This window comes from Burkholderia sp. NRF60-BP8, from assembly GCF_001522585.2.
Lineage (GTDB): Bacteria > Pseudomonadota > Gammaproteobacteria > Burkholderiales > Burkholderiaceae > Burkholderia.
Map to the genome: position 1 here is coordinate 1,498,628 of NZ_CP013372.1, position 13,898 is coordinate 1,512,525.

Genomic DNA, 13,898 nt, shown 5'->3' on the forward strand with positions numbered 1-13,898 from the left:
GACCATGTCGAACCAGGACACTTTCCCTGACCAGCCGAACGAGCCGGCCGCCTCCGTGTCGCGTCGCGGCTTCCTGAAACTCGCCGGCGTCTCCGGCCTCGCCACCGCCGCCGGCGGGCTCGCGGCGGCCCGCGCCGCCGCGTCGAATCCGGACGGCACGCCCGAGCAGGTTCACCTGACGTGGGGCAACGACCCGACGTCCGAAGTCGTGATCTCGTGGGCGTCGCTCGCCCCGGCCGTCAATCCGCGCGCGCGCATCGTCGCCGACGGCGAGCCGGCGCGCACCGTGCACGGCGTCCAGCGCCTGTACACCGACGGCCTGAACGGAGAGACGGTGTTCGCCTACCACGCGCGCGTGCACGGGCTGAAGCCGGATACGCGCTACCGCTACGAGATCACCGCCGACAACGACGGCAATGCCGCGCAGCCGTTCTCCGCGAATTTCTCGACCGCACCGCGCGGCCGGGCGCCGTTTCGTTTCACGAGCTACGGCGATCTCGCGACGCCGAACGGCGCGTGGGTACTGTCGTCGCCGCAGAGCCGCTTCGCGGTGCAGGCCGTCGAGCAGTTCCAGCCGCTGTTCCACCTGCTGAACGGCGACCTCTGCTACGCGAACCTGAACCCGGCGCACCAGCCCGACGTGTGGCGCGATTTCGGCAACAACAACCAGACGTCGGCCGCGAATCGTCCGTGGATGCCATGCCCCGGCAATCACGAGATCGAATTCAACAACGGTCCGCAGGGGCTCGACTCGTACCTCGCACGCTATACGCTGCCGGAGAACGGCACGCATTTCCCGGGCCGCTGGTACAGCTTCCGCGTGAGCTCCGTGCTGTTCGTGTCGCTCGACGCCGACGATGTCGTGTACCAGGACGCCGCCGCGTTCGTCGGCGGCCCTGCGCCGCTCGTCCCGGCCGCGAGCACCGGCCGCCCGCCGATCGAGCCGGGCACGTCGTTCTACGTGCGCGGCTACAGCAACGGCGAGCAAACGCGCTGGCTCGAACGCACGCTGCGTCATGCCGCGCATGACGACGACATCGACTGGATCGTCGTGCAGATGCATCAGGACGCGCTCAGTTCGTCGAAGACGGGCAACGGCTCCGACAAGGGCATTCGCGAAGCGTGGCTGCCGCTGTTCGATCGTTACGGCGTCGATCTCGTGCTGTGCGGCCACGATCACGACTACGAGCGCAGCTATCCGGTGCGCGGCTGCAATCATCGCGCGGGCGTCGATGCGAAAACCGGCGAAGTGGTCGAGACGCTGCAGCCGCGCCCGGTCGGCTCGAACGATCCGAACCGCACGACGTTCGACACGAGCCACGGCACGATCCACCTGATCCTCGGCGGCGGCGGCACCAGCGCACCGCTCGACGTGTACGGCGAAAACCCGTCGACCGGCTTCGCGCAGGCGAAGGTGTTCACGAAGCCGAACCGGCCGGTGCCCGGCACCGCGCCGAACACGTTCGTGCGCCAGCCGGCCGATGCGCTCGAGGATGCGATCTGGTCCGCGCGCCGCGATACGGGCACCGGCTACGGGATCGCGGTATTCGACCACGATCCGGGCAAGCCGGGCGGCCACACGACGATCACGATGCGCTACTACCATGCGCCGGGCGCCGATCAGCATCCGACTGCGCAGTACGAGCTGTTCGAGACGATCGAGCTGAGCAAGAAGCGGCGCGAACGGTGATCGACGCATCGGGCGCTCGCCGCGGCGGGCGCCCGATGCATTACCGTCGGCGGACGGCAGGCGCGGCGCGAGTTGCACTGCCGCCTCGCACACAGGTCCATGCGGATGCGTTTCGAATACCGCATTCACACGCCTGCACCTCCTCCTTCGGCCGGCGTATTCCATGCCGTCGCAAATGTGCTGCGGCAAGCACATCGCGACATCGGCGTCGGTCCATACGAACGACAGCTCGAAATTCGCGATGCGACCGGCGGCCGACCGCCGATCGATCCGTCGGCCGAGGAACCCGGCTTCCTCCTTGTCATCACGCTCGGCCCGACGCGGAATGCGATGCTCGACGCGATCGGACCCGCGCTGTCGGGATCGGCGCCGCGTGGCGTATCGACGACGCGTGATCGGCTCGCGCGACCGAATCGATCGTACGCGCCGATCCACCTGCGTCGCTGCAACCGCCGCCCCACCGTAAAATGCGCGTTTCCCGCGAAATCTTCCCGTTGTCTCACCGTTCGTGATGACGGCACGCGCAGACGGACTCACATCATCCGAAATCGAATGGGCATGTTGAAACAGGCAGCACGCATGAAACGCAAGAACAAGGCAACGCTCATCGGGCTCGGCGCGGTGCTGTTATGGGCGTCGGTGGTCGCGCTCGTCCGCGGGGTCAGCGAAAGCCTCGGCGCGACCGGCGGTGCGGCGATGATCTACACGGTGGCGTCCGTGCTTCTGCTGTTTTCGATCGGCTTCCCCGACCTGAGCCGATTCCCGAAAAACTATCTGCTGTGGGGCGGGCTGCTGTTCGTGTCGTACGAGCTGTGCCTGGCGTTGTCGATCGGCTACGCGAGCAACGCTCGGCAAGCGATCGAGGTCGCGATGGTCAACTATCTGTGGCCGAGCCTCACGCTCGTCGCCGCCATCGTGTTCAACAAGCAGCGCGCAAACCTGCTGGTCGTGCCCGGCGTCCTGCTGTCGATGCTCGGCATCTGCCGGGTGCTCGGCGGCGACCGGGGGCTCGATCCGGCCGGCATGCTGCGCAACGTCGCGGACAATCCGCTCAGCTACGGCCTGGCGTTCTTCGGCGCGCTGATCTGGGCCGGCTATTGCACGGTGACCGCACGCATCGCCGACGGCAAGAACGGCGTCACGCCGTTCTTCATGCTGGTCGCCGCGGTGCTCTGGATCAAGTTCGCGATCGAAGGCGGCGGCATGACGTTCAGTTTTCATGCGATCGTGTACCTCGTGCTCGCGGCGTCGGCGCTCGGCTTCGGCTATGCGGCCTGGAACACCGGCATCATGCACGGCAACGTGACGATCATCGTCGGCGCATCGTACTTCACGCCGGTGCTCGCCGCCGCCTTCGCCGCCGCGCGGCTGGATGCGCCGCTGTCGGCCGAATTCTGGCAAGGCGCGGCGATGGTGTGCGGCGGCTCGATTCTGTGCTGGCTCGCGACGCGCAGGCGGCGTGACGAAGCCGAGCCCGTGCGGATCGCCAAGGAAGCCGAGGGCAATTGCCACGGGTGACGATGGCCGGCGCCGTCGACGGAAGGCCGGATCGCGGCCGGCCATGCGTCGACGCGTCGACGCGTCGACCGCCGCGCACTAACGCTGCGATTCCAGCGCAATCCTCACGGCCAGCCCAGCCAGCACCGTCCCCATCAACCAGCGCTGAACCGCCGCCCACAGCGGCCGCCCTGCAAGAAAACCCGCGATCGATCCGGCCGCGCAGGCAATCAGCGCGTTGACGCTGACGCTCACCGCGATCTGCACGCAGCCGAGCGCCAGCGATTGCGCGAGCACGCTGCCGTGCCCCGGCACGACGAACTGCGGCAGCAACGACAGATACATCACCGCGATCTTCGGGTTCGCGAGATTCGTGACGAAGCCCATCGCGAACAGCCTCGCGCGGCTGTCGTGCGGCAACTGCCGGACCTGGAACGCGGAGCGCCCGCCCGGCTTCAGCGCCTGCCACGCCAGGTACGCGAGATACAGCGCGCCGGCCAGGCGCAGCGCATCGTACGCATACGGCACGGTCATCACCAGCGCGGTGATACCCACTGCCGCGCACACCATGTAGAACACGAATCCCAGCGCGACGCCGCCGAGCGACACCAGTCCGGCGCGGCGGCCCTGGCAGATCGAGCGCGACACCAGATAGATCATGTTCGGTCCGGGCGTCAGCACCATGCCGAGCGACACGAGTCCGAACGCAACGAGGGTGGGCAAGGCCGGCACGGCACACTCCTTCATGGCAACGACAACGAGGTTCGAGCAATATATTGCATCCTGTCATGCGTCGGCATGAATAAACTGCAAGCGGCGCATGAGCGCCGTTCATCGTGCGCGCCGGTCGCTATCTGCCCTTTTTCGCGCGGGTCCGAATCGCCTTTTCCGCCTTCGCACGTTGCGCGTCGACGAGCCGCACGAACGCGTCGGTAACCGCGTTGCCGGCGGTATTCCACGCCAATCGCACGGAGCGATGCAGCCGCGGAGACAGTGCCAGCACGCGGCCGCCGAACGGCGTGTACGTGAGCGTGATGCGCGGCACGATCGATACGCCCATGCCGGCCTCCGCCATCGACAGGATCGTGCGCATCTCGACCACGTTGAATGCGGCCCGAAGCGGTACGCCGCCGCGCGCGAAGTAATCCGCGATCACCGGCCCGCATCCCGCCTTCGAGAAAATGAACGGCACCGCGGCCAACTGCCTGGCCGACACGCTCTTGCGGCCAACGAACCTGTCGTCGGCCGCCACCGCGACGAAATCCTCGTCGAGCAACGGCAGGTTGTGCGCGAACGTCTTCGTGCCGGCGACCACGCCGACGTCGGCCGTCCCGTCGTCGATCCACCCTTCGACTTCGCTGTCCGTCCCTTCGAGCAGCACCGCCGATACGCCGGGGTGCATCTCCTTCAACGCCTCGAGCGCGGGAACGACGAACGCCAGCGATACGCTCGGCAGCGACGCGACCACCAGCTTCCCTTCGAGTTTGCCGCGCGACAGGCTGAACTGCTGGCGCAGCATCTGTGCTTCCCGCACCACGCTCTGGACATACGGCCACAGGCGTTCGCCGGCCGCCGTCAGGACGACCGGCTGCCGGTCGCGCCACAGCAGCTTGACCTGCGTGATGTCCTCCAGCTCCGTCAGCGCGTGGCTGATCGCGGATTGACTGCGGCTGAGCCGGTCTGCCGCGGCCGTCAGCGAACCGAGTTCGACCACGGCGGCCAGCGCCTGCAACTGGGCGAGCGTCATCGGGTTTCCTTGTTCGGGGGTTTGCATGTCGCGCATGAAGCGACCGATCGACTTGAATTATATTGAACCGATGCAACGGTCACGCAGCCGACACGCGTACCTCGCCACGCACGCGGCGGATGCCCCGTGCGCCGCCGGGGTACGACGGACGATCGAACCGCCGGCATGCTGCGTGCGACCGAGCGCACATGCGTTCTGAAAGCTGCAACGCGTAGTATTCGCAGACCCGGCGTATCGCCCCCCACCGACGGCACGGACGATACGGGACCGGTTTTGCCGCACGTACGCCGATGTCGACGTCGGCGTTGCCATGTCTACAAAGGCACGAAATGGAAACCTATGTGTTGCTGGGCTGCGGATTGGGCGTGGGCCTGTTGATCGCGATCTGGGGTATCTGGTCGCTCCGATGACGCGCGCCGGCCCCGCCCGCGCGCAAGGAATCCGTATGGAGACGGACGGAAAGCCGTAGTTGTCCGCGAACCATTCCGGCCCACTTGATTCGCAGTCCGATTCAGTCTGCCGGCGCCTGTGCTCCGCGGCGCCGGCGCCTCTGCCGCCCGGCGCACGATACCTTCGGCGCCAAGCCCTGCTCCATTCCCGAAGACGGGTTAGACTAGCCGGATGGAACAATGCCGTTATTGTCAGAGAATCCGGGACGAATGGGATTGCCATGGCGACGAATGCCGTCGGGCGATCGCCAAGGCGCTGCGCCGGCAGCGCGCGGGCCTGCCGATGGTCCCCGATCGCATCCGCAACGAGCTGCCGTCCGGCGCGCCGACCCAGCAGGTGATCGCCGTCCTGTCGCGCCAGCGCCTGCGTGCGCGCCGCGGCAACGAGGAACGCCGCGAGCGCAAGGAAATCGACGACGACGGGGTCTGAGCACCCCTGACGCGATCCCGCCGCGAGACATTCGCCGGCCCTGCGCAGCCGGGTGCGTGCCCGTGCGCCCGTGCACGACATCCCGCCCTTCACTTTCCCGTTATTGCCTCCCATCCCCGCAATACCGCATGGGGAGGGTACATGTTTGCCTCGAAATTATTACTCCCAGCGCAACGATCTTTCACTCAAACTCACGTTTACCCTAGGTGAGCCGGCGCCTACGATGTAATCAACCGCTGACGACATGGTGTCGAACGCGGAAAGCCAATAAACATCGGAGGTCATCATGAAATCGCTCGTTTCCGCAGTCGCCGCCGCCGTCGCGCTGTCCGCCTCGTTCGGCGCATTCGCGCAAAGCACCGTGACCCGCGCCCAAGTGCGCAACGAACTGGTCCAGCTCGAAAACGCCGGTTACAAGCCCAGCCAGTCGAGCCCGTACTACCCGGCCGACATCCAGGCCGCGCAGGCCCGCGTGCACGGCACCGACAACAGCGGCTTCGGTTCGCAACCGGCCGCGGCCGCCGAGAGCGGCGCACCGGCCGTCCGGGCACAGAACCCGCGCGACTCGGTCTACTTCGGCCACTAAGCGTGCCGCTGCGCGCCCCGCGCGTGCATCCCGCATCGAAGACGAGCCCGTCAAGCGACGGGCTCGTCTTGCGTTCCGACGCGCCGTTCAGCGGCTGCCCCCCGACGCGACGCGGCCAGTCTCGTCGGGCACGCCGCCGCGGACCAGATCCTGATAGCGCACGCACACGCACTGCGCGGACGCCTTCGCCGCGTACATCGCCGCGTCGGCCTTGACGAGCAACTCCTCGGCCGACGCGCCATCCGCGGGAAACTCGCTGACGCCGATGCTCGCGCCGACGGCCATGCGTCCTTCGTCGAACTCCAGCTCCTCGGCCATCACGATCTGGATGCGCGTCGCGACATCGCCGATCACTGCCGGCGAACGCACGTCCGAAATCAGCACGATGAATTCGTCACCGCCGAGCCGGGCCACCATGTCGCCGCCGCGCAGCACCTGGCTCAACCGCTTCGCGACCGTGACGAGCGTGCGGTCGCCGGCCGAGTGCCCGTGCTGGTCGTTGATCTGCTTGAAGCGATCGAGATCGACGAACATCACCGCCAGCCCCTCGCCCACCGCGGCCGCATGCCGGATCGCGGCATCGAGATGCTCCATGAACAGCAGGCGATTCGGCAGGCCGGTCAGCGGGTCGTGACCGGCGAGGTGCGTCAGCTCCAGTTGCTTCGCGCGCAACATCGCCATCTGCGTGCGAATCTCGACGCGCATGCTGTCGAAACAGCGCGCGAGCACGCCGATCTCGTCGGCCCGCGCAACGGGCAGCCGTTCGGCCGCCGGATCGTCGAACACGTGCGTCGCGGCGCGCGCGAGCGTCTGCAGCGGCCGCGTGATCGCACGCGCGAACAGGATCGCGAGGATCACCGCCAGCACGCTCGATACGAGCACCATCCTGACGATCCGTCCGCCCAGCATGCCGGCCGGCGCGAGCACGTCCGCCAGCGGGCGGGCCATCCCGAGCACGACGAAGCGGTTGCCCTCGTCGTGCCCGAACGGCGTGCGCACGAACGCGAACATCTGTCCCGGCGCCTCGTCGGGCTGAGCGAGCCCATTGAGCGTCACGCTCGTGCGCTCGCTGTCGAACAGCGCACGCGTGCCGGCGAAGCGGTCCTGCATCAGCACACGCCGGCCGCGATCGAAGCCGAACGTCTGCTGCGGATCGGGATGCACGAGAAAATCGCCCCATTCGTTCGCGAGATAGACCCCATAGTCGTCCGGCAGATCGCGTTCGAGGCGGTCGAACACCCGAGAAAGCTCGACGTCGACGACGAGCGCCCCGACCGTCCGACCCGAGGCGTCGGTCACCGGCGTCCCCACGCGCAGGATCGGCAGGCCTTCGGCCGCATGCGATCCGGTCTCGTGATTGATCGCGATCGGCGACAGGTAGATATGGCCCGGCGCCGTCGCGAGCGTATCGAATACGTAGGAGAACTGCCCTTTCTCCTGAAACACGCTTTCGGGCAGCACGACGATGCCGCGCGCATCGCGATCGAGGCGAATGCGTTCGATCCCGAAATGCCCGCTCGCGATCAGGCGGATCTGCAGGTATTCCGCGTGATTTCTCATGAAGCTGTAATACACCTGCTCGAGCCGCGTGCGCCGCGCGGCGTCCGGATGGTCGTCGCCCGCGACGAACGCGGACGACGGCAACTGCGCGAGCACGAGCGCATCGTCGGCAACGTCGGCGAGCGCGGTCGCGAAGCGCTGCCCGAGCAGTTGCGTCGACATCAGCAGGCTGTGCTGCGCCTCCTGCACGAGCATCGCGCGGTTGGCGCGATACGCGTAGTAGCCGGTCGTACCGGACGCAATCACGCCGATGCACGCGAACAGCACCGACAGCTTCGACGTGAGCCCGAGCCGGATCATTTTCCGAACCGCTCCGGCCGATCGCCCGACACGATGCGGCTCCACAGCGACTCGCGGCGCGCGATGTCCTCCACGGGCTGAAGCCACACGAGATGCTGATGCCCGGTATCCAGGCCGTGCGGCGGCTCGAGCGTGTTCGCGAGCCCCTGACGCTCGGTCAGCAGCGCGCCGATCGCCGGTTCGAGCATGTAGTTGATCCACGCGAATGCAAGCTCGGGACGGAGCGCGCCGCGCGTGACGGCCCAGCAATCGAGCCACGCGAGTGCGCCTTCGTCCGGGATCACGTAGCCGACGTCCGCGCCGGCGCGACGCAACTGCTCGACCTGCTGCGTGCCGTAGTTGCCGAACATCAGCGCCGCGCGATGCTGGACGAACAGCGCGGTCGCTTCTTCGGGAAGCGTGTAGTACGTCAGCAGGTTGCGGCGCAGGTCGATCAACTTGCGGGCCACGACGAGCGTCTGGGCGGGCGACAGGTGGAACGGATCGGGATAGCCGAGCGCCAGCGCCGTGAATGAAAAATTGTGCTGCGCGCTGTTGAAGTCGAGCACCTTGCCGCGATAGCGCGGATTCCACAGCTCGCGCATCGAGTGCGGCGCGGCCGGCACCTGCTTGCGGTCGTAGATCAGCCCCATCGACGAATACGTGAACGGGATCGCGTAGGATGCGCCGTCCTGCACGAGCCCGCCAATCGTCGCGAGCTGCTGGAAATTCGGCAATTGCCGCCGCCGGTTCGGGATCCGCGACAGGTCGATCGGCGCGAGCAGATGTTCGTGCGCATAGCGCTGGATCTCGGCCGTGTTCGCGGCGAGCACGTCGTACGGCGGCGGCGAAGCGCCGTGCATCCGCGTCCACAGCGCTTCGTCGGAATCGACCTGCGTCACCTCGACCCGCACGTGAAACTGCGCCTCGAATGCGCTGACGATATCGCTGTCCGCGTAACCAGGCCAGGCCAGCACGCGCAGCACGTTGTCGTTGACGGTTTCGGGAGAGGCGGCGAAGGCTGGCAGAGCGAGTGCGAGCAAGCCCAGCGTGAATACGACGAGCAGCGTGCGCACGGCGCCGCGGGCGCGTGTGCGTACGCCGATTCCCCTGATCAATCGCCCCCCGCGTGGATCGCCCGGCTGCATTCGACTGTCCTTTTTCGAGTCGATGCGATATCCCGCAACGAGACCATAAAACGCATGGTCACGCAATCGGAACAAGCCGCACATCGCGCATTTTCGTCGGGTCTCGCGGTGGAATGCGACCCAATTACGTCGGCCGGGTCGGGCCGCGAATACGCGACGACGACCGTCAGCGCCAGGCCTGCGTGAATTCGGCGATCACGCGCGACAGGTGGGCGCGCATCGCGTCGCGCGCCCCGTCCGCGTCGCGCGCCATGATCGCCGCGAAGATTCGCTGGTGATCTTCCTGCGACGCCTCGCGCAGCGCGGTCGAGTGAAAGTGCTCCTCGATCTTGTCCCACAGCGGATCGCTGCGCGCGCAGTCCCACATCGCCGTGACCATGTGCAGCAGCACCGTATTGCCGGTGGATTCCGCGATTCGCAGGTGAAACTGACGATCGGCCGCGTCGTAGGCGGCCTTGTCGCTCATCTGCTCGCGCATCGTCGTCAACGAGAAAAACAGGCGGTCGAGATCGGCGTCCTTGCGTTCGGTCGCCGCGAGCGCCGCGACTTCCGCCTCGATCAGCCCGCGCGCGCGCAGCGTCTCGATCGGCCCCGGCCCGCGCGGCACGTCGAACGTCACCGGCCGCGCGGCATCGGCCGCCGACACGTAGATGCCCGAGCCGATCCGCACCTCGACGATCCCCTGCACTTCGAGCGCGATGATCGCCTCGCGCACCTGCGTGCGGCTCACGCCGAACTGGTCGGCCAGGCTGCGCTCCGACGGCAGTCGTGCGCCGGCCTCGAACGCGCCGGCGGCCACCATCGCGTGAATCTGCCGCGCAAGGCCGATATAGGAGCGGTCCGCGGCATCGGTGTCGCGGCTGGCGGACAGGGTGGAAAGATCGGTCATCGAAAGGCTCGCAACGGGCTGGCCGGCGCCGTTGCGGCGCCGGATCGCCAAAATGGTACACCAATTTGGTTCGAAGCCGGTTCGGCCTGTCGGCTAGCTTTACCAGGCGGGTCCGTGAACGATACGGCGACCGTCATCCGGCCGGACAACTGGTAAACCACTATCCCACACAACTGGCATACCAATCATAATCCGCACACCGACGCCGGGCCGGCACGCCGCCGCCCCGTCGTCCACCGCATGAACCGCCAGCCAGGAGCCGCTCCAGTGAAGATGTCTTTCCGTTGGTACGGCGAGTCCGATCCGGTCTCGCTGCAATACATCCGCCAGATCCCCGGCGTCACGCATATCGTGTCCGCGATCTACGACGAACCGGTGGGCGAGGTCTGGCCCGTGCACAAAATCGACGCGCTGAAGGCGACGATCGAACGTGCCGGCCTGCAGTTCGACGTCGTCGAATCGGTGCCCGTGCACGAGGACATCAAGCTCGGCAAGCAGACCCGTGACCGCCTGATCGACCAGTACCGGCAGACCATCCGCCATCTCGGCGCGGCCGGCATCCGCGTCGTCTGCTACAACTTCATGCCCGTGTTCGACTGGACGCGCACCGAGCTGTCGAAGACGCTCGACGACGGATCGACCTGCCTCGCGTTCAGCACCGACGCGGTCGACCGGATCGATCCGAACGACGGCATCGCGCTGCCCGGCTGGGATTCGAGCTACCGGCCCGAACAGTTGCAGGCGCTGCTCGCCGACTACCGCGACGTCGACGAGAACGCGCTGTGGGCCAATCTCGAGTACTTCCTGAAGGCGATCGTTCCGGTCGCCGAGGAAGCCGGCGTGAAGATGGCGATCCATCCCGACGATCCGCCTCGCCCGATCTTCGGGCTGCCGCGCATCGTGAAGAACCGCGACGATCTCGCGCGGATCGTGCGCATCGTCGACTCGCCCGCGAACGGGCTGACGCTGTGCTCGGGCTCGCTCGGCGCGGGCCCCGAGAACGATGTCGAAGCGCTCGTGCGCGAATTCGGCGCGATGGGCCGGATCCACTTCGCGCACATCCGCAACGTGAAGGTCGACGCGAACGGCGATTTCGAGGAAACCGCGCACCTGTCGAGCTGCGGCTCGCTCGACATCGCCGCGATCGTGAAGGCGTATCACGACACCGGCTTCACCGGCTACGTGCGCCCCGACCACGGCCGCATGATCTGGGGCGAGACCGGCAAGCCCGGCTATGGCCTCTACGATCGCGCGCTCGGCGCGGTCTACCTGAACGGCCTGTGGGAAGCGCTGGCGAAGTTCGACCGCGCGCCGCACGCGTCGCGGTAATTCGCCCTTCGAGGCGGCCGGCGCAGCGGATCGCCGGTCGCCCGCCACGATATTCCGCACGGAGACACCTGCATGCCACGCATCCGATGGGCCATGATCCTGATGTGCTTCCTGGCCAACGTCATCAACTTCATCGACCGCGCGAACCTCGCGATCGCCGCGCCCAGCATCCGCGCCGACCTCGGCCTCGACGCGGTCGGCATGGGGCTCGTGCTGAGCGCGTTCTTCTGGACCTATGCGTTCCTGCAATTGCCGGCCGGCTGGTTCATCGACAAGGTCGGCGTGCGCGTGAGCCTCGCGCTGGCCGTCGGCTGGTGGTCGGTGTTCACGGTCGCGACGGGCGCCGCGCGCGGCCTCGCGCAACTCGTGGGCGTGCGGCTGATGCTCGGAGTCGGCGAAGCGGCCGCGATCCCATCGTTCGCGAAGGTCGCGTTCAACTGGTTTCCGCGCAGCGAGCGCGGCCTGGCCAGCAGCATCTTCGACAGCGGCTCGCGCGTCGGCTCCGCGCTGTCGCTGCCGCTCGTCGCGTGGCTGATCTCGATCGTCGGCTGGCGCGGGTCGTTCGTGATCACGGGCGGGATCGGCATCGTGTGGGCGCTGGCATGGTGGTTCGTCTATCGCGACCCGGAACGCTATCGCGCGATCGCGCCGGACGCCGTCGATGCGCTGCTCGCGCAACGCGGCGCCCCGACGGTTGCGGCCGCAACCGTCGGCCCGAAGGTGTCGTGGCTCGACCTGTTCCGCTACCGCACCGTGTGGGGCATGATGATCGGCCTGTTCTGCCTGAACTTCGCGATCTATTTCTTCATCACGTGGTTCCCGAGCTACCTGTTGCAATCGCGCGGCTTCTCGCTCGCGTCGCTCGGCACGTGGGGCATGCTGCCCGCGCTGCTCGCGATTCCCGGCGGCTGGCTCGGCGGCTACGTGTCGGACAGCCTGTTCCGCCGCGGCTGGAGCGCCACCGCCGCGCGCAAGACCTGCCTCGTGCTCGGCATGCTGCTGTCGTCGTCGATCGCGCTGTCCGCGTTCGTCGAAAACGTGTGGGCCTGCCTCGCCCTGTTCGCGCTCGCGTATGCCAGCCTGTCGTTCGCCGGCGCCAACGTGTGGACGCTCGTCGGCGAAGTCGCGCCGACGCCTGCGCACGTCGCATCGCTCGGCGGCATCCAGAATTTCGCGGGCAATCTCGCGGGGATCTTCATCACGACCTTCACCGGCGTGATGCTGTCGATCACGAAAGGCTCGTTCGTCGTGCCGCTCGCGGTGGCCGGTGCGCTGTGCGTGGTCGGCGCGCTGTCGTACCTGTTCGTCGTCGGCAAGGTCGAACCGTTGCCGCCGCTGCGGCGCGGCGGCAGCGAGAGAAATGTCGAGCCGAACGCGGCCTGACGCAGCGGGACAGCGCGGCCGAAACACCCACGCTTTCCCTTTCGGTCGCGCGTCGGACAATGAGCCGCGCTCGCCGTTTTCGGCCTCGCACGGCTTCGAGCACGGCGTGCGCGTAAACCTCGGCCAGCCGTGGAGTCGCGACATCGAACGCGCGATCCGCGTGCTCGGCGGACCGGTCGCGCCACCGTCGGTCCGCCGGGCCGGCCGAGTCGCACGACGCGCGCGCTGCGCTGGCTGCGTCACGGCCATGCAGCCGATCGGCGCACGGGTTACATTGCAACTCCTGCCGCCCTTTCGCGATTGCCCATGAGCCCACTGCCTTACCTCGATCACGACGCGCTGCTGACACTGGCGGCCGAAGCGGCGCACGTCACGCAGCCGTGCACGTGCACGAAGACCTCGCTCGCCGGCTGGACGACCCTGCCGCTGTCGCTGCCGGACACGCAACTGATCGAAGTGGCGACGCTCGCGCCGCCGGACGACGCGGAGCCGACCTACGCGGAACATCATCCGGCCGGCACGCGCTATGCGTCGGACGACGCGCCGATCGCGCCGCGTCATTTCCCGTACAACCGCTGCACCGTCAGCCGCTGCCGCGCGTGCGGCCGCCTGTTCCTGCGCTACCAGGAAGGCGGCGGCTACTTCGTCGACCAGCGCATCCGCGCGCTCGATCCGGCGCTCGTCGTCGACGCATGACCGCGTAACGTACGGGGTTTTCGGGCGCGGTGCCCATGCTCGGCGACGACACCGACCTCGGGGCCGCACGGCGGCTGCTCGACCGGTTTCCGGGCTTCCTGCAGCACGATACGAGAACGGTCATGCCGCCGCAGGACGCGGCAGCGCAGGCCGCAAAATGAAACGGGCGGCTCGCTGGCCGCCCGTACGATGAACCGGAAGCAAACCGGCCGACG

13 protein-coding genes are annotated in these 13,898 nt (G+C 67.5%); 8 read left to right on the forward strand and 5 right to left on the reverse strand.

Annotated features, from left to right (window positions below; genetic code table 11):
- The first annotated feature begins 4 nt into the window (after window positions 1-4).
- A complete protein-coding gene (locus tag WS54_RS06965; RefSeq protein ID WP_034204745.1) occupies window positions 5-1,690 on the forward strand; it encodes a purple acid phosphatase family protein in 1,686 nt (561 codons plus the stop codon).
- A 579-nt stretch (window positions 1,691-2,269) separates the two neighbouring features.
- Window positions 2,270-3,208, forward strand: a complete 939-nt coding sequence (gene yddG / locus WS54_RS06970) for an aromatic amino acid DMT transporter YddG (protein WP_059785003.1) — start codon at window positions 2,270-2,272, stop codon at window positions 3,206-3,208.
- Between the two features lie 78 nt (window positions 3,209-3,286).
- Here the strand turns inward: yddG and WS54_RS06975 are convergent, their stop codons facing one another.
- Window positions 3,287-3,919, reverse strand: a complete 633-nt coding sequence (locus WS54_RS06975; RefSeq protein WP_179955194.1) for a LysE family translocator — start codon at window positions 3,917-3,919, stop codon at window positions 3,287-3,289.
- 118 nt (window positions 3,920-4,037) lie between these two features.
- Window positions 4,038-4,934 (reverse strand): LysR family transcriptional regulator, encoded by an 897-nt coding sequence (locus WS54_RS06980; RefSeq protein ID WP_059784999.1) that lies wholly within the window; start codon window positions 4,932-4,934, stop codon window positions 4,038-4,040.
- Window positions 4,935-5,555: 621 nt separating this feature from the next.
- Here WS54_RS06980 and WS54_RS06985 point away from each other — a divergent pair.
- Window positions 5,556-5,813 (forward strand): hypothetical protein, encoded by a 258-nt coding sequence (locus tag WS54_RS06985; protein WP_006478949.1) that lies wholly within the window; start codon window positions 5,556-5,558, stop codon window positions 5,811-5,813.
- 286 nt (window positions 5,814-6,099) lie between these two features.
- Window positions 6,100-6,399 (forward strand): DUF4148 domain-containing protein, encoded by a 300-nt coding sequence (locus tag WS54_RS06990; RefSeq protein WP_034204742.1) that lies wholly within the window; start codon window positions 6,100-6,102, stop codon window positions 6,397-6,399.
- Between the two features lie 87 nt (window positions 6,400-6,486).
- On the opposite strand, the gene WS54_RS06995 is transcribed toward WS54_RS06990, so the two are convergent.
- From WS54_RS06995 to WS54_RS07005, 3 genes are all read right to left on the reverse strand, one after another.
- Window positions 6,487-8,259, reverse strand: a complete 1,773-nt coding sequence (locus WS54_RS06995; protein ID WP_059783386.1) for a GGDEF domain-containing protein — start codon at window positions 8,257-8,259, stop codon at window positions 6,487-6,489.
- Window positions 8,256-9,386, reverse strand: coding sequence for an extracellular solute-binding protein (locus WS54_RS07000; RefSeq protein ID WP_059783384.1), 1,131 nt, complete (start codon window positions 9,384-9,386; stop codon window positions 8,256-8,258). The genes WS54_RS06995 and WS54_RS07000 overlap by 4 nt, the downstream gene beginning before the upstream one ends.
- Window positions 9,387-9,552: 166 nt before the next feature.
- Window positions 9,553-10,275, reverse strand: coding sequence for a FadR/GntR family transcriptional regulator (locus WS54_RS07005; RefSeq protein WP_059784995.1), 723 nt, complete (start codon window positions 10,273-10,275; stop codon window positions 9,553-9,555).
- A gap of 267 nt (window positions 10,276-10,542) precedes the next feature.
- Here WS54_RS07005 and uxuA point away from each other — a divergent pair, with 267 nt between their 5' ends.
- From uxuA to WS54_RS07030, 4 genes are all read left to right on the forward strand, one after another.
- Window positions 10,543-11,604 (forward strand): mannonate dehydratase, encoded by a 1,062-nt coding sequence (gene uxuA / locus WS54_RS07010; RefSeq protein ID WP_179955195.1) that lies wholly within the window; start codon window positions 10,543-10,545, stop codon window positions 11,602-11,604.
- A gap of 72 nt (window positions 11,605-11,676) precedes the next feature.
- The gene (locus WS54_RS07015; RefSeq protein ID WP_034204739.1) at window positions 11,677-12,987 is read left to right on the forward strand and encodes an MFS transporter; all 1,311 of its coding nucleotides are present in this window, start codon (window positions 11,677-11,679) and stop codon (window positions 12,985-12,987) included.
- A gap of 306 nt (window positions 12,988-13,293) precedes the next feature.
- Window positions 13,294-13,683: a hypothetical protein gene (locus tag WS54_RS07025; protein WP_034204738.1), complete on the forward strand. Its 390-nt coding sequence runs from the start codon at window positions 13,294-13,296 to the stop codon at window positions 13,681-13,683.
- 35 nt (window positions 13,684-13,718) lie between these two features.
- Window positions 13,719-13,844 carry a hypothetical protein gene (locus WS54_RS07030; RefSeq protein WP_442861302.1) on the forward strand — a complete coding sequence of 42 codons (126 nt, stop codon included), beginning with the start codon at window positions 13,719-13,721 and terminating at the stop codon, window positions 13,842-13,844.
- Window positions 13,845-13,898: the final 54 nt, after the last annotated feature.